The sequence below is a fragment of the Longispora sp. NPDC051575 genome, assembly GCF_040681875.1.
Lineage (GTDB): Bacteria > Actinomycetota > Actinomycetes > Mycobacteriales > Micromonosporaceae > Longispora.
In genome coordinates this window covers 506,751-529,314 of the sequence record NZ_JBFAZP010000007.1, presented here as the reverse complement: position 1 = coordinate 529,314, position 22,564 = coordinate 506,751, and the positions used below count along the sequence as shown (strand labels likewise).

The 22,564-nt window shown below is 72.4% G+C and carries 23 protein-coding genes and 1 tRNA gene; 12 read left to right on the top strand and 12 right to left on the bottom strand.

The genetic code is table 11. The annotated features are described in order from the left end of the window. The first annotated feature begins 31 nt into the window (after positions 1-31). The 3 genes from AB0M43_RS23330 (at position 32) to AB0M43_RS23320 (ending at position 3,016) form a co-directional block, all read left to right on the top strand. Positions 32-1,468, top strand: a complete 1,437-nt coding sequence (locus tag AB0M43_RS23330) for an NAD(P)/FAD-dependent oxidoreductase (protein WP_363727862.1) — start codon at positions 32-34, stop codon at positions 1,466-1,468. Then, positions 1,465-2,250, top strand: a complete 786-nt coding sequence (locus tag AB0M43_RS23325; RefSeq protein WP_363727861.1) for an SDR family oxidoreductase — start codon at positions 1,465-1,467, stop codon at positions 2,248-2,250. The genes AB0M43_RS23330 and AB0M43_RS23325 overlap by 4 nt, the downstream gene beginning before the upstream one ends. Positions 2,251-2,434: 184 nt before the next feature. Next, positions 2,435-3,016 carry a hypothetical protein gene (locus tag AB0M43_RS23320; protein ID WP_363727860.1) on the top strand — a complete coding sequence of 194 codons (582 nt, stop codon included), beginning with the start codon at positions 2,435-2,437 and terminating at the stop codon, positions 3,014-3,016. 15 nt (positions 3,017-3,031) lie between these two features. Here AB0M43_RS23320 and AB0M43_RS23315 read toward each other — a convergent pair whose 3' ends face one another. Genes AB0M43_RS23315 through AB0M43_RS23305 form a run of 3 tightly spaced genes read right to left on the bottom strand, consistent with a single transcriptional unit; the run spans position 3,032 to position 6,742 of the window. Beyond that, on the bottom strand, positions 3,032-4,294 hold the full coding sequence (locus AB0M43_RS23315; RefSeq protein WP_363727859.1) for an AAA domain-containing protein: 1,263 nt from the start codon (positions 4,292-4,294) through the stop codon (positions 3,032-3,034). Positions 4,295-4,314: 20 nt separating this feature from the next. After that, complete coding sequence (locus AB0M43_RS23310; RefSeq protein ID WP_363727858.1) at positions 4,315-5,784, bottom strand: hypothetical protein; 1,470 nt, start codon at positions 5,782-5,784, stop codon at positions 4,315-4,317. A gap of 40 nt (positions 5,785-5,824) precedes the next feature. Next, positions 5,825-6,742, bottom strand: a complete 918-nt coding sequence (locus AB0M43_RS23305) for a hypothetical protein (protein WP_363727857.1) — start codon at positions 6,740-6,742, stop codon at positions 5,825-5,827. Between the two features lie 77 nt (positions 6,743-6,819). On the opposite strand from AB0M43_RS23305, the gene AB0M43_RS23300 reads away from it, so the two are divergent. Next, complete coding sequence (locus AB0M43_RS23300) at positions 6,820-7,479, top strand: hypothetical protein (protein WP_363727856.1); 660 nt, start codon at positions 6,820-6,822, stop codon at positions 7,477-7,479. 12 nt (positions 7,480-7,491) lie between these two features. On the opposite strand, the gene AB0M43_RS23295 is transcribed toward AB0M43_RS23300, so the two are convergent. From AB0M43_RS23295 to AB0M43_RS23280, 4 genes are all read right to left on the bottom strand, one after another. Then, positions 7,492-7,944, bottom strand: a complete 453-nt coding sequence (locus AB0M43_RS23295) for a hypothetical protein (protein ID WP_363727855.1) — start codon at positions 7,942-7,944, stop codon at positions 7,492-7,494. 67 nt (positions 7,945-8,011) lie between these two features. Then, positions 8,012-9,094: a winged helix DNA-binding domain-containing protein gene (locus tag AB0M43_RS23290; RefSeq protein ID WP_363727854.1), complete on the bottom strand. Its 1,083-nt coding sequence runs from the start codon at positions 9,092-9,094 to the stop codon at positions 8,012-8,014. Then, positions 9,091-9,717 (bottom strand): TetR/AcrR family transcriptional regulator, encoded by a 627-nt coding sequence (locus AB0M43_RS23285; RefSeq protein WP_363727853.1) that lies wholly within the window; start codon positions 9,715-9,717, stop codon positions 9,091-9,093. The genes AB0M43_RS23290 and AB0M43_RS23285 overlap by 4 nt, the downstream gene beginning before the upstream one ends. 214 nt (positions 9,718-9,931) lie before the next feature. Next, positions 9,932-11,815, bottom strand: coding sequence for a ricin-type beta-trefoil lectin domain protein (locus tag AB0M43_RS23280; RefSeq protein WP_363727852.1), 1,884 nt, complete (start codon positions 11,813-11,815; stop codon positions 9,932-9,934). 230 nt (positions 11,816-12,045) lie between these two features. On the opposite strand from AB0M43_RS23280, the gene AB0M43_RS23275 reads away from it, so the two are divergent. After that, a complete protein-coding gene (locus AB0M43_RS23275) occupies positions 12,046-12,561 on the top strand; it encodes a DUF4352 domain-containing protein (RefSeq protein ID WP_363727851.1) in 516 nt (171 codons plus the stop codon). A gap of 242 nt (positions 12,562-12,803) precedes the next feature. Here the strand turns inward: AB0M43_RS23275 and AB0M43_RS23270 are convergent, their stop codons facing one another. Next, positions 12,804-13,331 carry a heme-binding protein gene (locus AB0M43_RS23270; protein ID WP_363727850.1) on the bottom strand — a complete coding sequence of 176 codons (528 nt, stop codon included), beginning with the start codon at positions 13,329-13,331 and terminating at the stop codon, positions 12,804-12,806. Between the two features lie 108 nt (positions 13,332-13,439). On the opposite strand from AB0M43_RS23270, the gene AB0M43_RS23265 reads away from it, so the two are divergent. The 3 genes from AB0M43_RS23265 (at position 13,440) to AB0M43_RS23255 (ending at position 15,697) form a co-directional block, all read left to right on the top strand. Continuing rightward, positions 13,440-14,543: a sensor histidine kinase gene (locus tag AB0M43_RS23265; protein WP_363727849.1), complete on the top strand. Its 1,104-nt coding sequence runs from the start codon at positions 13,440-13,442 to the stop codon at positions 14,541-14,543. A 103-nt stretch (positions 14,544-14,646) separates the two neighbouring features. Beyond that, positions 14,647-15,264, top strand: coding sequence for a response regulator transcription factor (locus AB0M43_RS23260; protein WP_363727848.1), 618 nt, complete (start codon positions 14,647-14,649; stop codon positions 15,262-15,264). A 160-nt stretch (positions 15,265-15,424) separates the two neighbouring features. Next, the gene (locus AB0M43_RS23255) at positions 15,425-15,697 is read left to right on the top strand and encodes a hypothetical protein (RefSeq protein WP_363727847.1); all 273 of its coding nucleotides are present in this window, start codon (positions 15,425-15,427) and stop codon (positions 15,695-15,697) included. An 88-nt stretch (positions 15,698-15,785) separates the two neighbouring features. Here AB0M43_RS23255 and AB0M43_RS23250 read toward each other — a convergent pair. Beyond that, positions 15,786-15,858 (bottom strand) — tRNA-Ala (locus AB0M43_RS23250). 98 nt (positions 15,859-15,956) lie between these two features. After that, positions 15,957-16,547 carry a YqgE/AlgH family protein gene (locus AB0M43_RS23245; RefSeq protein ID WP_363727846.1) on the bottom strand — a complete coding sequence of 197 codons (591 nt, stop codon included), beginning with the start codon at positions 16,545-16,547 and terminating at the stop codon, positions 15,957-15,959. 798 nt (positions 16,548-17,345) lie between these two features. Here AB0M43_RS23245 and AB0M43_RS23240 point away from each other — a divergent pair. The 4 genes from AB0M43_RS23240 (at position 17,346) to AB0M43_RS23225 (ending at position 20,711) form a co-directional block, all read left to right on the top strand. Beyond that, complete coding sequence (locus AB0M43_RS23240; RefSeq protein WP_363727845.1) at positions 17,346-18,206, top strand: ATP-binding cassette domain-containing protein; 861 nt, start codon at positions 17,346-17,348, stop codon at positions 18,204-18,206. A gap of 38 nt (positions 18,207-18,244) precedes the next feature. Beyond that, positions 18,245-18,832, top strand: a complete 588-nt coding sequence (locus tag AB0M43_RS23235) for a methionine ABC transporter permease (RefSeq protein ID WP_363728027.1) — start codon at positions 18,245-18,247, stop codon at positions 18,830-18,832. A gap of 150 nt (positions 18,833-18,982) precedes the next feature. Then, positions 18,983-19,780 carry a MetQ/NlpA family ABC transporter substrate-binding protein gene (locus AB0M43_RS23230; RefSeq protein ID WP_363727844.1) on the top strand — a complete coding sequence of 266 codons (798 nt, stop codon included), beginning with the start codon at positions 18,983-18,985 and terminating at the stop codon, positions 19,778-19,780. A gap of 184 nt (positions 19,781-19,964) precedes the next feature. After that, complete coding sequence (locus tag AB0M43_RS23225; protein WP_363727843.1) at positions 19,965-20,711, top strand: S-methyl-5'-thioadenosine phosphorylase; 747 nt, start codon at positions 19,965-19,967, stop codon at positions 20,709-20,711. A gap of 128 nt (positions 20,712-20,839) precedes the next feature. Here AB0M43_RS23225 and AB0M43_RS23220 read toward each other — a convergent pair whose 3' ends face one another. Then, on the bottom strand, positions 20,840-21,817 hold the full coding sequence (locus AB0M43_RS23220; RefSeq protein WP_363728026.1) for an ATP-binding protein: 978 nt from the start codon (positions 21,815-21,817) through the stop codon (positions 20,840-20,842). Between the two features lie 57 nt (positions 21,818-21,874). After that, positions 21,875-22,558: a response regulator transcription factor gene (locus AB0M43_RS23215; RefSeq protein WP_363727842.1), complete on the bottom strand. Its 684-nt coding sequence runs from the start codon at positions 22,556-22,558 to the stop codon at positions 21,875-21,877. Positions 22,559-22,564: the final 6 nt, after the last annotated feature.

Genomic DNA, 22,564 nt, shown 5'->3' with positions numbered 1-22,564 from the left:
GGGTATGTTACCGGCAAGTAGAGGAGGATGAATGTATGACGTGATCATCGTCGGTACCGGCTTCTCCGGGCTGGGAATGGCCATCGCCCTCAAGAAGGCCGGCCGGGACAACTTCGTGATCCTGGAGAAGGCCACCGACCTCGGCGGCACCTGGCGGGACAACACCTACCCCGGGTGCGCCTGCGACATCCAGTCGAACATGTACTCCTTCTCCTTCGAGCAGAACCCGTCCTGGACCCGGGCCTTCCCCCGCCAGGAGGAGATCTGGGACTACCTCCGCGCCACCTCCGACAAGTACGGGGTGACCCGGCACATCCGGTACGGGCAGGAGGTCACCGGGGCCGTCTTCGCCGACGACCACTGGACCGTCACCACCGCCAACGGGGAACAGGTCAGGGCCCGCGCGGTGGTACTGGGGATCGGGGCGCTGCACCTGCCCTCGTACCCGAAGATCAAGGGGTTGGAGACCTTCGAGGGGCCCGCCTTCCACTCCGCCGAGTGGGACCACTCCGTCGACCTGCGCGGCAAGCGGGTCGCCGTGATCGGCACCGGGGCCAGCGCCGTCCAGTTCGTGCCCCGGCTCGCCGCCCAGGTCGCCCGGCTCGACGTCTACCAGCGCACACCCCCGTGGATCATCCCGAAGGCCGACCGCCGGGTCGGGAAGTGGGAACAGGCGCTCTACCGGGCCGTACCCGCCGTCCAGAAGCTCTACCGGGGCACCGTCTTCTGGCGGCTGGAGGCCAGGGCCCTCGGCTTCGTGCACCCCCGGCTGATGGGCATCGCCGCCATGGTCGCCCGCGCCCACATGCGCCGCCAGGTGCCGTCCGCCGACCTGCGCGCCCAGCTCACCCCGGACTACACCATCGGCTGCAAGCGGATCCTGATCTCCAACGACTACTACCCCGCCCTCGGCCGGCCGCACGTCGACCTGATCACCGACGGCATCTCGCACGTCACCCCCACCGGCATCGTCACCGGGGACGGCGAACACCGCGAGGTCGACGCGATCGTCTACGGCACCGGCTTCCACGTCACCGACGCGCTCAACGGCCAGCGCATCACCGGCCGCGACGGGCTGGACCTCACCGACGCCTGGAAGGACGGCATCGAGACGTACCTCGGGATCGCCATCGCCGGCTTCCCGAACGCGTTCGTCCTGCTCGGGCCCAACACCGGCCTCGGACACAACTCCGTCGTGTTCATGATCGAACAGCAGGTCCGGTACGTGATGCAGGCCCTCGCCCTGCTCGACGACGCCCGCACCGTCGAGGTCCGGCCCGCCGCCCAGCGCCAGTTCAACGAGGACATCCAGCGCAAGCTGCGCGGCGCCGTGTGGAACGCCGGCGGCTGCCAGAGCTGGTATCTCGACGAACACGGCGTCAACCGCACCACCTGGCCCGGCTTCGCCTGGAGCTACCGCACCGCCGTCCGCCGACTCAACCGCTCCCACTACGAGGTGAAACGATGATCTGCCTGATCACCGGAGGGGCCTCCGGCATCGGCCTCGCCCTGGCCACGGAACTCCTGGCCCGCGGCGCGCGGGTCATCATCGCCGACAACTCCCCCGCCACCCTCGTCGTCGGCGAGAAGCTCGGCTGCTCCGCCGTCGAACTCGACGTCACCGACGCCGCCGCCGTGGAGTACACCTTCACCGACCTCTGGAAGCGGCACGGCCGGATCGACGTCGTGTTCAACAACGCCGGGATCGCCTCCGGCGGCGTCGCCGAGGAACTCACCCTCGACCACTGGAACCGCACCATCGACGTCAACCTGCGCGGCGTCGTCCACGGCGTGCACGCCGCCTACCCGCTGATGCTCCGCCAGGGCCACGGCCACCTCGTCAACACCGCCTCGCTGGCCGGCCTCACCCCCGCGCCCCTGATGGCCCCCTACACGACCACCAAGCACGCCGTCGTCGGCCTCAGCCTGGCGCTGCGGGCCGAGGCGGCCTCCCGGGGCATCCGGGTCAGCGCCGTGTGCCCCGGCTTCGTCGACACCCCGCTGCTCGACAACGTCAACCCCGATCTGCCGGGTACGAGCATCGGGCGCGACGTCAGGGCCCGGATCCCCGTTCCGCTGTACTCCGCCGAGAAGCTCGCCCGGGACATCCTGCGGGGCGTGGCCCGCAACCGGGCGCTGATCGTGGCGCCGTTCTCCGGGCGGGTCGCCTGGTGGGGCGCGCGACTCGCGCCGGGGCTGGCGACCCGGATCGCCGGAATGCAGGTGACCAGGCACAACGCGGGCCGGTAGGCCGGGGCGAGCGCTGTCAGCGGGTTGTCCACGGGGCCCACCGGGAGCCGTCCACGGGGCCGGTCCGCGCGGCCGGCGAGGGCGCCGCAGCCAGGAGTCGTCACCGGTCGGGGTGCCCGCCGCCCCGGCCGGACACAACCGGGTGGCCGGAATTCGTCCGGACTCCTAATGTGGACAGCACTCGATGACTGGGAGGTCTGCGATGCGGACGGCGGCGCGGACCACCGCGGTGACCGCGGGCCTGCTCGCCCTCGTCACGGTGCTCTACTCCGCGTCCACCGGCGACGGCACCCTGCTCTGCCTCCTCGCCCCGCTCGCCGGCATCGGCATCCTCGCCGTCGCCGCCAGCAAACACTCCGAACGCCCCGGCGACGACGAACGCTTCGCGGTCAAGGAGAACCGGCTCTACCAGGAGATCCAGGAGACCCGGGGCCGGGGCGAGGACCTGTTCCACCACACCCGGGCCAGCCTGTCGCTCTACCAGTTCGTCGAGTACCCGGACCCGATCCAGCGCCGCCAACTCAGCCTCGCCCAGCTCCGCCGCTGCGAACAGCTCTTCGAACGCCTGATCCGCCGCGCCGAACTGACCGGCCAACCGCACACGGCGGCCGGCCTGCTGACCCTCGTCACGGAGGCGGCGCTCAGCGGGCGGCTGTGGCTGCTGGCGGACTGGGGGGACGCGCAACTGGAACGGGCGTTGGGGGACTACGTACGGCGCGGGGAGCTGCGGCGCGGCGACGGCACCGAGGTCAGCTTCCGCGCCTGACGGCGGACGCGTCCGTCAGGCGGACGGGACGCGGTGGGCGTCGAGGTGGGTCATCATCGTCTGGTTCGCCGCCCACCCGTCCGGGAACTTCACCGGCACGTTCAGCGCCACCGGCCCCGCCGCCGGATGCGCGTCCAGCAGCTCCGCGATCCCCGCCCGCGCCACGACCAGGCACGCGTGCCGGTGCCGCGACGCCAGGACGCACAACCGCCCCGACTCCAGGTGGAACGCCGTCGCGTCCCGCCGGCCGGACAGCGGGTGCAGGACGATCGTCACGTCGTACTCGCGGCCCTGGAGGCGGTTCGCCGTGTCCACCGTGACGTCCACGCCCCGGTCGGCGAGCGCCGCGCGGATCGCCGCCACCTGGTCGCGGTGCGCCGCCCCGATCGCCACCCGGGCCGGGGTCAGCGGGTGCGAGCCCTGCTCGGAGTGCCCGACCGCGCCCCGGGCCAGCAGGCGGGCCGCGAGGTCGGCGACCGCGTCCACGGCCTCGGTGTCCGTGCGGATCGCGTGCCGGGCCGGCAGCTCGTAGAGGGCCCAGCCGGTGTCGGCGGCCAGGTCCAGCGCCCGGTCGAGGGGGGTGTCCGCGCCGGGGCCGAGGTCGAGGCGGCGGTCGTCCGGACCCGTACCCGAAGAGAAGCCTGTGAAGGGGTAGAACGCCTCCGCGACCACCGGGGCCGCCGAGGCCGGCAGCCGCCAGGAGACCGGCAGCCGGTGCACGGGCAGGTCGGGGTTGTGCCGGAGCAGCACGGACACCGCGCTCTGCAACGGGTCCCAGGACAGCCCCGACCAGCGCTCGGCCTCCACCGTGGAGAACGGATCCAGCTGCCCCGGGTCGCCGACGAACAGCGCGCGCTCGAACCGGGGCGCGATCCGCAACAGAGCGTCGGACCGCATCTGGTACGCCTCGTCCACGATCGCCCACGGCCACGAACCCTCGGTCAGGGTGCCCCACTTCGCGGCCGTCGCGATGGTGACCCGCGCGCCGTCGAGCTGGGCGACCTTCTGGCCGATCCGGACGTTGTCCCTGGTCACCCGCTCCGACGGCCGGTACGCCGAGGAGGACAGCCGGCCGATCGTGACCGTCGGGTCCTTCGTCGCCAACCGGTCGATCAGGTCGTCGACCTGCTCGTTGGTCTGCGCGACGATCATCAGGTCGCCGGTGAGGTGCAGGGCCGCGCGGACCACCAGGGTGGACTTGCCGGCCCCGGGCGGGGAGTCGACCACGACACCACGGTGGGTGGTACCGGTCAGGTCGGCCAGGATCGCCTCAACCACGGGTCACCTCGAAGGTCCGGTCAGCCACCGTGGGTCCAGGGGGTCTCGTCGGGGAACGCCGCCGGGCGCTGGAACGTCTCGCTCAGGGACGTGTACACGAGTTCCTCGCCCACCTCCGGCACGCTGCCCGCCGCCGGCACCGCCCCGCGCCCCATGCCGCTGGTGAGGGTCAGCACCACCCGCAGACCGTCGACCTCGGTGATCTCCGCAGCCTGCGCGCGGCGGGCGGGACTGGTCACGGCCCCCCGCAGGTGCACGGGCCGGACCGTCTCCACCGTGATCCGCGGCCGGAGCTTGCGCCCCTCCTTGCGGTCGGGCTCCGTGGCCACCACCGTGCCCCGGAACGCGGCCCCGGTCAGCTGGTGGCCCGCCATCACCAGCGGATCGTCGAACGCGCGCTGCGCCTCGACCCGGGCCTGGGTCCGTTCGAGCCGGTCGAGGCGCGCGGCGGCGGCCACCGGGGAGTCGCGGACCGGCTGGGGCAGGTGGCCGGCGACGAAGCCCGCGTACTCCGACACGTCCCACAGCCAGCGCTCCGGCACGCTCCGGGCCTCCGGCAGCGCGCGGAGCAGGTCGACCGCGTGCCAGACCTGGGCCCAGACGGGTTCGAGGAGGGCGCCGACGGCCTTGGCGATCTGGGGGGCGGCCTCGGGGTCGCCGGCGTCGTACGCGTCGATCAGCGGGGCGAGGACCTTGTTGTCGAAGTCGGGGTCGGTCTGCGGGCCGGCCGTGGAGGCGGCCTCGTCGGGAACCACCTGCTCGGGGGCGCCGTCGATCCAGGCGAGGACCGAGGCGAGGTGCGCGTCCTCGACGGCGCTCTGGCCGGTGGCCCAGTGGCCGGTCAGGGCCTCGGTGACCGGGAGGAGGAGGCACGAGTCGGGGTGCTCGGAGCGGTCGGCGAGGAAGGTCAGCCAGCGGCCGATCCGGTCGCCGTCGCGGAACCGGGTGGCGCGGCCGAGGAGGCGGAGGAAGTCGACGCCGGACCGGTTGGGGACGAGGACCTGCACGTCGGGGCCGGCCAGCTCGTCAGCGGCGGCACCGGCCGGCTGGGCAACGTCAGGTTCCAGCCCCGAAGGCACCACGGTCACCGGCCGGGCCCCGTCGGATCCCAGCGGGCCGGGAGCCCCCGGGTGCTCGCCGCCGGAGTCGGAAACCAGGGAAAGGCCGCTCCCCTGGGTACCCGTCTCCGGGGTTTCCTGCTCCGGCGTGGTGGCCAGGTCGCCGACGAGGGCGGTCACCACCCGGGACAGGTCGTCGAAGAAGGCGGCCCGGAGCGCGCGGTCCCGGGGCTGGGGCACCACGAGGAGCCGGGGATCCGCCCGGTCGGTGCCGAGCATCATCGCCAGGGGCGCCGCCGCCTCCCCCGCCAACGCCAACGGGATGAGGACGAGGGGCCGCCCGCTGAGGTACACGTGCCGGACGCCCGCGATCGGCTGCGCCCGGCCGACGGCGAGCGCGTCCACCTTGGCCAACGCCGCGAACAGACTCACCGGCCACCCTCCGCCGTGCGGCCCACAGGACCGGGCCGCGTCACGAGGTCGCCTCCGCGCGCAACGTCCGCGCCGTGGCCAGCAGCTCCGCGATCTCCGGATGCTCCGCCGAGGCACCCCCGGCGGCGAGCGCCCGCACCTCCGCCACCGTCGCCACCCCGCCGACCGCGTCGCGCACCGACCGGCCCAGCGTGTCGGTCTCCCCCGCGCACCGGGCCTCCTGCCGGCAGTAGAACGCCAGCTCGCAGGCCGCGAGGCACTCGGGCGCGTACCGCGCGGGCACGCGTTCCACCGCCTCCTCCGCCGTGGCCCCGTCGGGCAGCCCCTCGGCGAGGTCGGACACCCGGGTCAGGCGGGCCAGCTGGCGTTCGAGGACGCCGAGTTCGCGCCGGACGTCGACGAGGTTCGCGACGGGGGCGTTGGAGAAGTTCTCCGGGCACACCAGGTACACCTCGTGGCTGGTGTCGTGGCCGAGGCGGCGCAGGGCCAGGACGTGCACGGCGGCCTGGCGCGCGGCGGCGGCGACCTTGTCCCCGGGGGCCTGGCCGTCGACGACCGCGAACGACTTGACCTGGACGACGTGCAGCCGGCCGGCGGCGCGCAGCAGGACCAGGTCGGGTTCGAGGGCGGCGGGCTCGCCGGCGATGTCGATGGTCAGCTCGACGGTGACGACCCGCGCGCCGTCGAGGGCGACGGCGGCCAGCAGTTCCGCGTACCCGTCGGCTTTCAGGCGGGCCTCGAAGCCGAGCGTGCGGGTGATCGCGAACCGGGACTGGCCGAACCGCGCGGGGTGGCCGAGCCGGTCCGCGAGGGCCTTCTTGTCCACGCCGGCCGCGTCGAGCAGCCCGCGCCGGGCGCAGCCGGGGTTGGCGGTGAGCGCGGCGATGGTCCGGGCGGTGTACCGCACCGGCGCGGCCCCGCCCCGCAGCCAGCGCAGCCGTTCGGCGAGCTCCGTCACGTGGGTGTCCTCCCTGATCTGCGGAGATTAGCAGCGGGCACCGACAAGTCCCCGGATCCGGGGTGACAATGGAGCCCATGACGACCTGGTCGGCGGACCCGCATCCGGGCGAGAACCGGTTCGCGGCGAGTGCCGCCATCGCGGTGATGATCGCCGCGCAGGTCGCGTTGAACCGGGAGCTGACGTTCCAGCCGTGGTGGCTGCTGCCCGGGGTGGAGTGCGTGCTGCTGGCGGTGCTGGTGGTGGCGAACCCGTCGCGGTTCGTCCGGGAGTCGGCGCTGATCCGGACGGCGAGCCTGGCGCTGATCGGCGTGGCGAGCCTGATCACGGCGTGGGCGGCGGCCCGGCTGGTCTGGATGATCGCGACGGGCCACGCGCCGAGCGACCCGGCGGTGCTGCTGCTGAACGGCGCCGGGGTCTGGCTGACGAACGTGGTGGTGTTCGCGCTGTGGTTCTGGGAGCTGGACCGGGGCGGCCCGGCCGCGCGGGCGAAGGGCCGGTGCCCCGATCCGGATTTCCTGTTCCCGCAGATGTCGACGCCGGAGCTGGCCCGGGAGGGCTGGCACCCGCAGTTCATGGACTACCTGTACGTGTCGTTCACCAACGCCGCCGCGTTCAGCCCGACGGACACGATGCCCCTGTCGCGGTGGGCGAAGCTCACCATGATGGGCCAGTCGGCGATCTCGCTGGTCACGGCGGCGCTGGTGGTGGCCCGGGCCGTCAACGTCCTGCGCTGAGGCCCGGGGCCGCTACTTGAACTTGTACCGGTAGGTCACCGTCCACACGTGGGTCGCGCCGGGGTCGATCGCCTCGTCCTGGGCGATGGTGGTCTGGGTGGTGCCGTTCCAGCCGCCGGGGCTCTCGACCCGCCCGCCGTCGCCGACGACTCCGGAGGACACCAGCGTGATGCTGGGCGGGATCTGCAGGGTGTCTCCCAGCGTGTAGAAGCACTCCTCGGGGCCGTTGTTGGTGACCGACAGGGTGTGCTTGCGTTCGCGCTGCTTGGGGAAGCCGGGCACGGGCGTCGGCTTCTGGGTCTCCTTGCGGACCAGGCTCAGGTCGCAGGGCTCGTCGCGGGCCGGGGAGGCCACGCGCGAGCCCCCGGTGTCGGTCCCGACCGCGCCCGCCGGGGCCCCGGTCAGCAGGACGCCGAGCAGGGTGACGGCGAGCGCGGTGAACACCTTCGTGTGCGTAGATCTCATGGCTTCCCCCGTAGGTCGTTTACGGCACCATAAGACCAAATCACACTAAATCGCTAGGAAACCCACCCTAGTTGGCATGGGAAAATTCCACTTTGTCGGTACCGGCCTCCGCGAACGCCAACAGGCCGGCGCCCTCCGCCGCCAACGCCTCCCGGTCGGCCGGCCGTAGTTCCTCGAACGTGTCGACCAGGAGCACCCCGTCGGCGATCCGCCAGGTGCCAGCCACGAACCCGTCGACCAGGACGGTGGCCGGGATCAGCCCGTTGACCGTGAAGATCCGCTTGCGGTGGCCGTCGTCGAGGATCCGGGACCGGTCGGAGTGCGACAGGATCAGGTTGTCGAACGCCGCCACGAACCGGGGCCGGACCGGCAGATCCCCGCCGGGCAGCGGCGCGTCGGGCACGTCGAGGAGTTCGGCCCCGGACTCGGTGCGGAACGTCCGCAGCCGGGGGCGGAGCCGGTCCACGATCGCCTTGACCCCGGTCAGCCAGGACCAGGCCTGGATGTCCTTCGTGGTGGCCGGGCCGAACGCGGCGAGGTAGCGCAGCACCAGCTCGTCCGGCGCGGTGTCGGCGGCCACGGGCGCGCCGATCCAGTCCTCCACCGTGCTGAACTGGGGCTGGCCGGACGCGCCCCACAGCCCGCGCGGCGGGGTCTGCACCATCGGCACGTACATCCGGGCGGCGTTGGACAGCGCCTGGTGGTCGTACCCGGGCCAGTGTTCGAGCAGCGCCCTGCCGATCTCCGCCGGGGTGGCCGCCCGGCCGGTGACCGCGGCCCGGCCGGCGGCGGCGATCTCGTCGCGGGTCAGACCGGCGAGCTTCTTCGAGTACGTGCTCAGCAGCGCCTTCTCCAGCATCCCCTGCAGCGCCGGCCGGACGGCCAGGTAGTCCCGCGCGCTCGCCAGGTGCAGGGTGCCGCGCATCAGGGTGCCCCGGACCAGGGTGCGGTCGGCGATCAGGTCGGACAGGTCGGCGGGCCGGAAGTCCGTCAGCCGGGACCACAGTCCGAAGTACGGCGGCAGCGGGGCCTGGGCCTGGAGCCCGACGAGGTGCTCGACCATGTCGGGGACGGGCATGGCGACCCGGTCGACGAGGTGCTGGCGGGCGAGGAGGGCCCGGTTGAGGTCGCGGGTGGTCAGCACGGTCATCGCGCGTACCGTCCGCTCAGCTCGGCCCAGTCGGGGGCCGGCCCCGGTAGCGGTGGCGCGTCGGGGTCGCGGAGCGCGGCGAGGTACAGGGCGAGGTAGCGCCGGCGCAGTTGCCGCACCCGGTCGGCGTCCCCGACGGTGACGGTCTGGAGCTGCTCGAAGATGAGCGACAGGTCGCCGACCAGGATGTCGGGCCGCAGGCCGCCCCCGGCGATGGTCCGGGCGATGATCGCGTAGGTCAGCTCCCCCGCGCGCCGGCCGGCCTGGTTCAGCGCGTCGCTCGGGGTGAAACTGCCGGCCAGCCGCGCCGTCAGCGAGCTGGTCCCGGCGTCCACGCACCGCTCCATGAACTCCGCGAACGCCGCCCACGCGTCCCCCTCGTCCGCCAGGCACCGCCCGGCCTCCGCCAGGTACCGGTCCAGGCCGTCCGTGGCGAGGGTGTGCAGCAGGTCCTCCTTGCTGGCGTACCGGCGGTACAACGCGCTGATCCCGACGTTGGCCGCCTCGGCGACGGCGGAGATCGGGGCGTTCGGGTCGGCTAGGAAGACCGCGCGGGCCGCTTCGAGGATGCGCTGGTCGTTGAGCGCGGCCTGGGCCTTGCGACCACTCAGGGGTGCAGTCATGCCCCGCACCCTATCATCGGAACGAAGCGTTCCGCTCCAAAAATTGGGACGGGCGCCCCGCCGTGGAGGCACCCGTCCCGCGCCGGCCCGCCGGAAGCCGGGCACGGTGCCGACCGGAGCCGCACCGTGCCCGGCACCGTGCCGACCCGAGCCGGGCACCGTGCCGACCCGAGCCGGGCACGGCGCCCACCGCCGGAAGCCGGCACCGTGGCGGCTAGATCGGGAGCCGCCACCGCTGGTTGGACGCCCCGTTGCAGTCCCACAGCCCCACCGGGGACCCGTTGGTCGTGCCGTACCCGAGGTTGTCCACACACCTGCCGGCGTTCGCGTTGAACAGCACCCCGTCCGGCCGGACCTCCCACACCTGGTTCGCCGCGCCGTGGCAGTCCCAGATCTGGAACGGCGCGCCGTTGCCGGTGCCGAAGTCGATGACGTCCAGGCACTTGCCGCCGTACACCCGCAGCGTGCCGTCGGAGGCCACGGTCCAGCGCTGCGCGGCGGTCCCGTTGCACGTGTACAGCTGCACCCGGGTGCCGTTGTCCTCGATGCCGCCGGTCACGTCGAGGCACAGGTTCGAGTACTCACTCGACAGCGGCCCGCCGGTCACCGGCGCGCCCACGGTGACGGTCCGGCAGCCGAGGGCGGTCGACGGCGGCTCGTAGCCGGTGGCGCCCGGGGGCCGGTAGTTGCGCGCCCAGGCGCAGACGGTGTGCGGCCCGTTGGCCAGCGAGAACGTGGTGGAGAACCCGTGGTTGGGCCCGTAGTCCGGCCCGAGGTACGCGCCGACGTCCGGCCGGTTCTGGTTCGCCGTCAGCCGGGGCGTGCCGTGCCCGTCCACGGAGATGTCGATCCGGACCGGGGTGGTGCGCGGCGCCATGTCCTCGTCGGCGGCCCACCCGGCGACCCACAGCCCGCCGGCCTGCGCGGTGACGGCGTCGAGGCTGCCCATCGGCGCGTGGTCGGTGACCACCGGGGGAACATAGGTGTCGACGCTCAGCGTCAGCCCGTACGCGGTGAGGATCTCGTTCACCGGCTGGAAGTACGTGACCCCGCCGGACGAGCAGTTGCCGCTGCCGCCGGACGTGACGCCCTGGGCCTGCTGGCCGGAGACCAGCGCGCCGCCGGAGTCGCCCGGCTCGGAGCAGACGTTGGTCCGGATCACCCCGAAGACCGTGCCCTGGGGGTACGTGACGGAGGAGTTCCAGGCCGTGATCACGCCGCAGTGCAGCCCGGTCTTCCCGCCCGACCGGCACACCGAGGAGCCGACGACCGCCTCGGCCGAGCCCTTCACGGCGATGTGCCCGCCCGCGTAGTTGTTGACCCACGGCCGGGGCGTGTGGCCCGGCGTGGCCACCCACGCGTAGTCGTCGTTCGGGAACCGCGAGCCCTGGAACGTGCCCGACGGCGAGCTGGTGGCCGTCCCGGGGGTCCCACAGTGCCCGGCGGTGACGAACCCGCCGTTGTCGACGGCGAACCCGACGGAACACCACCCGCCCTGCATGTCGTACCGGTTGCCGCCGATCACGTCGGCCGTCGGGGCGGGGGCCTCGGCGGACCCGACCACGGACACGGCCCCGACGGGTACCCCGCTGGCGAGCACCACGGCCCGGACGTCCCCGACCAGCTTGGGCCGGGCGTGCACCGCGACCCGGTTGGCCGCCACGTCCACGAACGTGACGACGACCGGCAGCCCGGCGGAGCCCAACTCCTTGTCCAGGCTCTCCTGGACCCCGCGCAGGTCGGCGGCGCTGTAGGCCACGACGGTCGCCTCGGCCCCCGCGTCGCGGACCAGCTCGGCGGCCTCCTGGGTGGTGACGGCGACGTGCGTGACGGTCGCGTCCGCCGACAGCCACGTGCCGGCGTACGCCCCGCCCAGGCTGGCCCGGAGCCGCTTGTCGGTCTGACCGGCGCGCTCCTCATGGACGATCCGGGCCTCGGCCTGCGCGGCGGTGAGCCCCAGATCACGCTGCATCGCGGTGACCAGGGCGGATGGGGCCGCGCCGGGGGTGGCGTGCGCGGGGGTGCCGATGGTGGGCAGCGAGCCGGCGACGAGGGCCACCAGGGCCGCGCCGCACAGTCTGTTTCGCAGAGTTCGCATGCCCCGAGTCAAACCCGGATCCGATGGGTACCGGCCTGGTTGCCACGTTCAGCAAGTGGACATGGCCACAACACGACAACTCAGAGGGGTACGACGACATCGACGGTCATTCGCTGTCTTCAGTGGAGGAACAAGTGGCGTTTCGATCACGCTGGGAGCGCTTTCCCTTAAGCGTGTATACAGTCCACAATGTCACACGCGAACCGCCCTCTCTCCTCGCAAGGACTCCCATGCGCAAGGTTGTGGCCGCCCTCGGCCTCGCCGGCCTGATCCTCCTGTCCGCCGGCTGCTCCGACGGGGGCCTCACCCCGGAACCGCGCCCCTCGGTCAGCCTGGACAAGACCGCCACGGTGCCGGTGTCCCAGCCACTGACCCTGGACTCGACCCTCCTCGGCGACCGTTCCGAGATCGTCGTCACCGTACGCTCGGCGCGCGTCTCGACCACGGGCAGCCACGAGTTCGACAAGCCCCGCGGCGAGTACGTCGTCGTCGACATCGTCATCGAGTGCAAGGCCGGCAAGTACCACGCGAACCCGTTCAACTTCGGGATCGTGTCCCGCGACGGCACCAAGGGCACCCCGACCACGTCGATGTTCCCGCCCGCCCTGGAGTCCGTCGACCTGAAGGCCGGCGCGCAGGTCTCCGGCACCGTGGTCTTCGACGTCCCCAAGGGCGCCTCGAAGGGCGCCCGGATCGCGGTCCGCGACACCCTGGGCGCCCGCGACATCGGCTACTGGACCCTCTGACCCACCGCCCGGCGCGCGCCGAGAGAACCGCCGCCAGGCACCGCGCGGCTCGCACGAAACCCTGCGTGCCAGGACTAGTGGGCCGGGACGATTGGCGTGGGGGGCCAGCGACTGATGTTGAGGTGGCGAAGCGGGTCCCTTCTTGCGACGCGCGCCCGCAGGACACCACAACGCGGCGCGCGGTGCGGGCTCGCGCCGGAGGCCGATGGCGACCTCCGGCGACCCGTACCCGGAAAATGGTTCTAGCGGAGCGCGTCGACTCCCGCCTGGGCGTACTTCTCGTCCAGGTCCCCGCTCGGCGCCCCGCCGACCCCGATCGCCGCGACAGCCACCCCGTCGACGGTGACCGGCACGCCACCGGCCAGGAACAACGTCCCCGGGATGTCGCGCACCGAGGGGTTCGTGCCCCCGGCCCGGGCCACCAGCGCCGAGGTCGGCTGCCCGAACGACACGGCCGTGAACGCCTTCCGCTTCGCCGACTCGTCGGTCTGCGGCCCGGCCCCGTCACCGTGCAGGGTCACCCGCACGACCCCGGAACGGTCCATCACCACGACGGTGACCCGGTGCCCGCCCTTCGCCGCGGCTTCGAGTGCCTTCGACGCGGCCCGGCTGGCGGCGTCGATGGTCAGGACCTGGGTGGACTGGGTGATCGGGGACTTCTTCGCGGACGCCGGGGCCGGGTCGTTCGCCGCGAGGGCGACGCCGGTGGAGGCGACGACGGTGGCGAGGCCGGCTACGGTACCCAGAACTGCTGTGCGTCGGTTCATCATGGGTTCGAGTCTGCCCGGGCGGGGCCGGCCGCACCTGGTGCGGAGGATGGGTCCCCGAATCAACCCAATGGTTGATGTCATCCCCTCGGGCCGATCTATGTTGGGGCCATGCGCAGTTGGATGCACGCCGGGTTCTACCTGCTGCTGGCCGCGTCCGCCTCGCGCTACGTCGCCCGGCACGGCCTGTCCGGCGAGGCCCCCCTGATCCTCGGCCTGGCCGGTGCCCTGGCCGTCGCCTACAGCATCGGCGTGCTCTGGCCCGTCCCCCGCACCCCGTGGCTCGCGGGCATGCTCACCGGCTGGCTCGTCCTGGTCCTGCTGGCCCCGAGTTTCGCCTGGTGCGCGGTACCCCTCCTCTTCGTCGCCCTCGGCCACCTGGCCACCTCGGCGGCCGTGGCGGTCGCGGCCGGACTGACCGCCGCCGTGGTCCTCGCCCAGCTCCGGCTCGCCGACCGGTTCGACCCCAGCCTCGTCCTCGCCCCGGTGGCGGTGGCCACGATCGCGACGGCCGCGTACCTCCGCCTCGCCCGCACCAGTGAGGCTCTCGCCGTGAGCGAACGCCGGGCCGGGGTTCTCGATGAGCGGCAGCGGCTGGCGCGGGAGATCCACGACACGCTCGCCCAGGGGTTGTCGAGTATGAATCTGCTGCTCCAGGCCGCTGATCGGGACTGGGTCACCGCTCCGGAGGTGGCGCGGGGGCATGTGCGGCAGGCTTCGGCGGTGGCTCGGGAGAATCTGGTGGAGGCACGGCGGGTCGTGGCGGATCTGACTCCCAGCGCTTTGACGGAACAGACGTTGGTGGCGGCGCTGCGGCGGCTGTGCGCGGCCTCAGGGGCGGACGGTTTGCCCGCGCCGGGGGCTGTCGCCCCGTGCAGTCTGACCGTCGAGGGCGAGCCGTATCCGCTCGGCGGGGAGATCGATGTCGCGTTGCTGCGGGTCGCGCAGGGGGCGTTGGCGAATGTGGCCGAGCACGCTCGGGCCGGGCGGGTGGCGGTGACGTTGACGTATCTGCCGGATTCGGTGGCGTTGGATGTGCGGGACGACGGGGTCGGGTTTGATCCTGGTGCTGTGCGGTCCTCGCCCGGGCGTGGGTTCGGGCTCGACGCGGTGCGGCAGCGGGTGGCTCTGCTCGGCGGAACCGTCGAGGTGGAGAGCGCCCCTGGCGAGGGCACGGCCATCGCTGTCACTGTGCCGACGGGTGGTGCGGCATGACCGGCCCTTGGCGTCCCATTGGCCGCGCCACCGGCGTGCCACGCCGCTGGCGACGCAGCTTCCCGTTGCGGGTGCCGCGCACGGTCCCGACGGGTGGTGCGGCATGAGAGTTCTTCTGGTGGACGACCATCCCGTGGTACGCGCCGGCCTACGTGCGCTACTCACCGGGCAGCCTGGCCTGGAGGTGATCGGGGAGGCGAGTACGGGCGAGGAGGGGGTCGCGCTCGCCGCCGCGCTGCGCCCCGATGTCGTGCTGATGGATCTGCAGCTCGGGCCGGGTATTGACGGCGTGACGGCGACGGAAAGGGTGCTCGCGCTGGCGTACCCCCCTCGTGTTCTGATTTTGACCACCTATGACACCGATGCCGACATCGTGCGGGCGGTCGCGGCCGGGGCGACCGGGTATCTGTTGAAGGACGCTCCGCCGGAGGAGCTGTTCCGGGCGGTGCGGGCGGCTGCCGCCGGGGAGACGGTGTTGTCCGGGCCGGTGGCTTCGCGGCTGGCCCGGCGGGTGCGGGAGCCGGGGGTGACGTTGAGTCCGCGTGAGGTGGAGATCCTCCAGTTGCTCGCGGAGGGGCTGACGAATGAGCAGATCGCGGGGCGGTTGTTCATCAGCCGGGCGACGGTGAAGACGCACCTGGTGCACATCTTCGGGAAGTTGGGCGTGGACTCGCGCACGGCGGCGGTCACCACAGCCATGGAACGCCGGCTGATCCGCTGACGGCCCCGCCCCGCCCGAGCCGGCGCGAGCACGGGCCGCGCTGAGTCCGGGACGCCGCCGGGGCTCCCAGACCTCCGCTGGCCCACGGCAGCCAACCGGGCCGGCGCACGCGTCCGAGTTCGGGGCAGCGGCGGACTCCACAGTCGAGCATCATGTCCCCATGAACGAGGAAGAATGCCGACACGGCGGTCCGATCGCGTGGTGCTTCGACTGCAAACCCCGCCAGGACGGCCTGCCGAGACAGGTCATCGTCTCCGACGGCGGCTCGGCGTTCCACGTCGTCCGGGACTGCCGGGGCATGCGCCGAGGACAGGGCGCCGTGGTCCGCCGGGGCGGAATCCCCAGCGACCAGACCTGGATGCCCACGGCCGAGGCGATCGCCCAGCTGCGGCAACCGTGCGAGTACTGCTGCCCGGGAGGCCGCTCGTCGTGAAGGATCTCGTCAGGCTGAGGTTCCAGGGTCAGCAAAAGAGGCTCTGATCCGAATGTTGGATCAGAGCCTCGGTCGTTCCTCACAAGGGTGGAGCTGAGGGGACTCGAACCCCTGACCCCCACACTGCCAGTGTGGTGCGCTACCAGCTGCGCCACAGCCCCTTGCCACGTCCGCTTCCGCGTTCGCCTGGGCAATATTACACAGCCACCCCCCACCACGCGAACTCGGGGCGACCCCCACCCCACACCGGGGCAAATGATCAGTTCAGCGTCGGATCGGCCGGATAGTGCGCGAGAGCAGCCGTCAGCCCGCCCTGGCGGCGCAGCACCATCGCCCAGAGATCATCCGGGCGCGGCATGAACGGGTCCCCCGGCAGCGCGTCGTACACGAACCAGGAGCCCTCGGCGATCTCGTTCTCGACCTGGCCGGCGCCCCAGCCCGCGTACCCGGCGAAGACCCGCAGGCCCAGCAGTTGCTCGCCCAGGCCGTCGGGATCACCGGACAGGTCGACGGTGCCGACCCCGGCGTGGATGGGCAGGAAGCCGGGGAGCTCCTTCGCGTCCGGCCGGGTGCGGGCCAGGCAGATAGCGGCCTCGGGTTGCACGGGACCGCCCTCGAACAGCACCCCGGGCTCCCCCGCGAGCCGGCCCCAGGCGGGCAGGACCTCCAGGACGCGGACCTCGGTGGCCCGGTTGAGGACGACGCCCAGGGCGCCCGTCTGGTCGTGGCTGACGAGCAGGACGACGGTGCGCTCGAAGTTGGGGTCGCGCAGCATCGGGGAGGCGACGAGCAGCCGGCCAGCCAGCAACTCCACCGCCATCCCTCCGGTCGTGTCCGGTTCGTGCCGCATACAGCGAACCTAGCGTTCGAGGCGGCCAAACGGGAGAGGGTCTTCGGAGATTCTGCGACAGAAAACAGGCTCGAGCGTTGTCGACCCGGGACCTTCTCATCGATACTCACCGTTTCCTCGGGAACACTCCCCGGAACCACGGCGGCACGCTGCGGCACGGGTCCCGTCTCGCGGGGAGGACCGATGGTGACCCAACCGTCCCGTCGGGGCGCGACCCAGCACCCGGGCGATGGCCCCAACCACCCCGCCGCAGCGGGGCGGCATTTCGGCATGGTCGCCGCGACAGCCCGATCGGGATCGACCCCGACAACCCGGCGCGACCACCCCACCTGGAGCGGCCCGGCACTTCGGCATGGGCAGCCGATCGGGATCGACCGACACCCCGACGCGATCGACCCGACCGCCCTGCCGGTAGCGGCCCGGCACCCTGGCCTGATCGCCATGACCACCCTGTCGGGTTCGGCCCGGCATCCCGACCTTGCCGGCCTGTCCACCCGGCCTGGAGCGGCGACCACGGGTCGCCGGGTTTCGTGAGGCCGCTCACGATGAGTTACGTGAGTCCGGTTCGGGTGCCTAGACTTGCCACCATGACAGCCCTGCGCACCCGTCCGCACCTCGACCGTATGGTCGTCGGTGTGATGACGCCGCGCGCCTGTCGAATGTGCAGCTGCCGACTCTAAGTCGCGCCCCGCCTGCACTCTCCGTGAAGTCTTCGCGCCGCTGAGGCGCATCCCCACCCTGCCTGACCGCCCATGGCGGAGCCTTGCGGCTCCAATATCCGTCATTTCAGGAAATCCCATGATCAAGATCAGGAACATCACCAAGAGGTACGGCGCCCACGCCGCCCTCGACGGCGTGGACCTCGACGTCGCCCCCGGCGAGGTCTACGGCATCCTCGGCCGCTCCGGCGCCGGCAAGTCGACCCTGTTACGCACCGTGAATGTTCTCGAGCGTCCGGAAGCGGGGACCGTGACCGTGTTCGGGCAGGAGCTGACCAGTCTGGGCGAGGGCGACCTGGCCCGGGCGCGCCGGCGGATCGGCATGATCTTCCAGCAGTACCACCTGCTCCAGCGGCGTACCGTCGCGGCGAATGTCGCTCTGCCGCTCGAACTCGCGGGCCGCACCAAGGGTGAGCAGCGCCGCCGGGTGGCCGAGCTGCTCGACCGGGTGGGCCTGGCCGACAAGGCGGGCGCGTACCCGGCGCAGTTGTCCGGTGGGCAGCGCCAGCGGGTCGCGATCGCCCGGTCGCTGGCCGCCGAGCCGCACGTGTTGCTGTCCGACGAGGCGACCAGTGCGCTCGACCCGGAGACGACCACCTCGATCCTGGGGCTGCTGCGGGACCTGAACCGCGAACTGAACCTCACGATCCTGCTGATCACGCACGAGCACGGGGTGATCCGCCAGGTGGCCGACACGGTGTCGGTGATCGAGGCCGGCCGGATCGTCTCCACCGAAACCACGGCGGAGTTCACGGCCCGCTCCGAGGCCCCGGCCGGAGCCGCGGCGGCGCTGGTGCCCGGCGCGACCAGCCTGGCGACGGACCGGCCGACCGCGGAAGCCGCAACCGGCCGCATCGAGTCCGACCACGCCGACGCCCTGACCCCGCGCCCGGCTCCCGGCCCGGCGGCCCGCTCCGAGGCGAACGGTCCCCAGTCGTGATCGACCTCCTCGGCCCCGCCACAGTAGAGACCCTGGAGATGGTCGCCGCCACCTCCGCGCTCGCGGTCCTCGGCGGCATCCCCCTCGGCGTCTTCCTCACCCTGGCCCCGAAGCCGATCGCCCGCCCGCTCGGCGCGATCGTCAACGCCGGCCGGTCGCTGCCGTTCATCATCCTGCTCATCCTGGTGATGCCCCTGACCAGGGCGGTCGTCGGCACCACGATCGGCCCGGAGGCGGCGATCGTGCCGCTGGCGCTCGGGGCGATCCCGTTCTACGCCCGGCTGGTCGAGTCCTCGCTGCACGAGGTCGACCCGGGGCTGCTGGAGGCCGGGCGGTCGCTCGGCATGCGTACCTGGCATCTGGTCACGAAGGTTCTGCTGCCCGAGGCCCTGCCGAGCCTGATCCGCGGGTTCACGGTCACGGTGGTCGCCGTCATCGGGTACTCCGCGATGGCCGGGGTCGTCGGCGGCGGTGGCCTGGGCGACCTGGCGCTGCGGTACGGCTACCAGCGCTTCGAGACCGACATCCTGCTGGCCACGGTGGCGCTGCTCATCGTGCTCGTGCAGGCCATTCAGTCGGGCGGCGACCTCCTCGCCCGACGCCTCGACCGCCGAGGGCCGAGCTGACCACCCGAAGCGAAACGGCCCGACACGAAACGGCCCGCACCGCCCAACGCGGCCAGCGGCCCGAGCCGAACACCCCAGTCTTCGCGGTCCCACCGCGAACCGCCGCCGGTCCCCACCGGCTGCACCAGTAACAACCAAGGAGAGAACGCAATGTCCCGTCGCATCATCACCGGCATCCTCGCCGCCACCCTCGCGACCGTCGGGCTCGCAGCTTGCTCCTCCGGTGACAGCAAGGACGAGCTCGTCGTCGGCGCCTCCCCGGTGCCGCACGCCGAGATCCTGAACTACGTCGCCAAGGAGCTCGCGCCCAAGGAGGGCCTGAAGCTCACCGTCAAGGAGTTCACCGACTACGTCCAGCCGAACGTGGCCCTCGACTCCGGCGACATCGACGCCAACTTCTTCCAGCACAAGCCGTACCTCGATGACTTCGCCGCCAAGAAGGGCGTGAAGCTCACCCCGGTCACGGCGGTGCACATCGAGCCGCTGGGCGCGTACTCGAAGAAGGTCAAGGCTCTGAAGGATCTTCCCGAGGGTGCCGAGGTGGCCATCCCCGCCGACAACACCAATGGTGGCCGCGCGCTCAAGTTGCTCGCCGCCAACGGGCTGATCGAGGTCAAGCCGGACGCGAGCACGGAGAAGGACATCACGTCCAACCCGAAGAAGCTCAAGTTCAAGGCGCTGGAGGCGGCCCAGCTGCCCCGCGCGCTCGACGACGTGTCCCTCGCCGTGATCAACGGGAACTACGCCATCGAGGCCAACCTCAAGCCGGCGAAGGACGCGCTGGCGCTGGAGTCGGGCAAGGACAACCCGTACGCGAACCTGCTGGTCGCCAAGACCGGCAAGGAGAACGACCCGAAGATCCAGAAGCTGAAGAAGCTGCTGAACTCGCCCGAGGTGAAGAAGTTCATCGAGGACAAGTACGCGGGCTCGGTCATCGCGGCCTTCTAGAACCACCGGACGGGTACGCCACCCGTCGCAGTCCTCGCCTGTGGCCGCGGGCGGTCGAGCAGTCGGCACAGGGAGTTCGGGCCCCGTGCCGACTGCTGTCCGCGGTCCCGGTTCGGCTGTCATGCACGGTTATCGTGCCGACCGCCGCGACCGGTTCCGTATCTTCTGCTTTAGATTGGGGTACGTGATCGCAGACATCGCCGTCATCGGCGGCTCCGGCCTGTACTCCCTCATCGAGGGCGAAGGCGCGCCGCACGACCTCGACACCCCCTACGGCAAGCCGTCCGACCCGATCGTGGTCGGGACGGTGGCCGGCCGGTCGGTGGCGTTCCTGCCCCGGCACGGCACGGATCACCGGTTCCCGCCGCACAAGATCCCGTACCGGGCGAACCTCTGGGCCCTGCGTGAGCTGGGGGTCCGCCAGATCCTCGCCCCGTGCGCCGTCGGCGGCCTGCGCCCCGACCACGGCCCGGGCACGTTCGTCCTGCCCGACCAGGTGGTCGACCGCACCACCACCCGGGTGGGCACCTACTTCGACGAGGGCGCGCACCACACGAGCTTCGGCGACCCGTACTGCCCCGCCGGCCGCAAGGCCGTCCTGGAGTCCGCCGAGGTGGACATCGTCGACGGCGGCACCATGGTCGTGATCGAGGGCCCCCGGTTCTCGACCCGCGCCGAGTCCCAGTGGTACGCGGCCCAGGGCGCCTCCATCATCAACATGACCGGCATGCCCGAGGCGATCCTCGCCCGCGAACTGGGGCTGTGCTACACCTCGATCGCGCTGGTCACCGACCACGACGCGGGGGTGGCGGCGGGTGAGTCGGTGACGATGGAGGAGGTGTTCCGGGTGTTCGCGGAGAACACGGAACGCATGAAGTCACTGGTCCTGCGCACGGTGTCGGCCCTGCCCCCGGAGCACACCTGCGTGTAGGCCCGCGTGGGCCGGGCGACCGTCACAGGGTCGCCCGGCAGGGTCCACCCGACTGAACACGTCGGGGCGCGAGGCCCCGGCACCCGGATCACGCGCCGCCAGCCGCACGGAGGCTCGCGCCACCCCACTCACGGCGCCGCGAGCCGCACCTCGAACCGGCACCCACCCGTCACATTCGCCACATCCACCCGCCCGTGCTGCGCCTCGACCAGCCCCCGCACGATCGCCAGCCCCAGCCCGGCCGAGTTCCCCAGCCCGGTCCCGGCCGCGCCCGGCGTCCGCGCCGCCTCCCCCCGGAACGCCACCTCGAACACCCTCGGCAGGTCGTCCGCCGGAATCCCGCCGCACCCGTCGGTCACCGCCAACCAGGCCCCCTCGGAGTCCCGCCCCCCGGTCACCGTCACCGACCCGTCGGCGGGCGTGTGCCGGATCGCGTTGACCAGCAGGTTTCCGACCACCCGGGACAGTTCCGGCTCGCTGCCGAGCACGGCCGGCCAGTCACCGGCGGCGGCCTCCAGCCGGACGTGCCGGGCCCCGGCGATCGGCGCGGCCCCGGCCAGCGCGTCGGAGACCACGTCCCCGAGGGCGACGCTGGCCAGGGTCAGCCGGAGCGCGCCGGCGTTGATCCGGGACAGTTCGAACAGGTCGTCGACGAGGCCGGTCATCCGGTCGGTCTCCAACCGCATCCTCTTGTGGTACTCCGCGACGGTCTCCGGATCGTCCACCACCCCGTCCTCCAGCGCCTCGGCCATGGCGCGCAGGCCGGCGAGCGGGGTCCGCAGGTCGTGGCTGACCCAGGCGACGAGTTCGCGCCGGGTGCTCTCGGCCTCGGCGGCCCACATCGCGTCGGCGGCGAACCGGCGGCCGAGCCAGAGCGCGACGGCGACGCTGACCACCCCGGAGGTGACCACGACGACGAGCAGCACGGTCAGGTCGTGGGTACTGATGAACATCGCCAGGGCCGCGCCCACGATCCCGGCGGCGACGGCGGCGACGGCGAGCGCGACGAGGGCGCCGACGTGCAGGGCGACGGCCCGGCGGCGCAGCCGGCTGAGCACGAACGCCCCGGGCAGCGCGACGGCGAGCGAGCAGACGAGCGCGAGCACGACGACCCCGAGGAGGTCCCTCACGGTGTCACCTCCCGCCCGGAGGCGGCGTCCGGCTCAGCCATTGGCCGGCCCCCACCGGTACCCCACGCCCCACACGGTCTGGATCAGCACCGGCTCGGCCGGGTCGTACTCGATCTTCTCCCGGAGCCGGCGCACGTGCACGGTCACGGTGGACTGGTCCCCGAAGGTCCAGCCCCACACGTGTTCCAGCAGCTCGGACCGCCGGTAGGCGCGCCCGGGATTGCGCATCAGGAACACCAGCAGGTCGAACTCGCGCACGGTCAGCGGCAGTTCCCTGCCGTCGAGGCGCACCTCCCGGCCGGCCACGTCGACCACGAGCGTGTCGTGGCTGAGGGTCTCGGCGACGACCTCGACCGGGGAGGCCGTCCGGCGGAGGACGGACTGGACGCGCAGCACGAGTTCGCGGGGGGAGAAGGGCTTGGTCACGTAGTCGTCGGCGCCGGTGGTGAGGCCGAGGATCCGGTCGGACTCCTCGCCGAGGGCGGTGAGCATGACGATGGGCACGTCGCCGTCGCGGCGGAGCCGGCGGGCCACCTCGATGCCGTCCATCCCGGGCAGCATGAGGTCGAGGACGACGAGGTCCGGGCGGATCCGCTTGGCGGCGGCGAGCCCGGTGGAGCCGTCGGGGGCCAGGGTGACCTCGATGCCGGCGCGTTCCAGGTACCGGCGGACCACGTCGCTGACCGTCGGGTCGTCGTCGACGACGAGCACTCTCATCGTCCA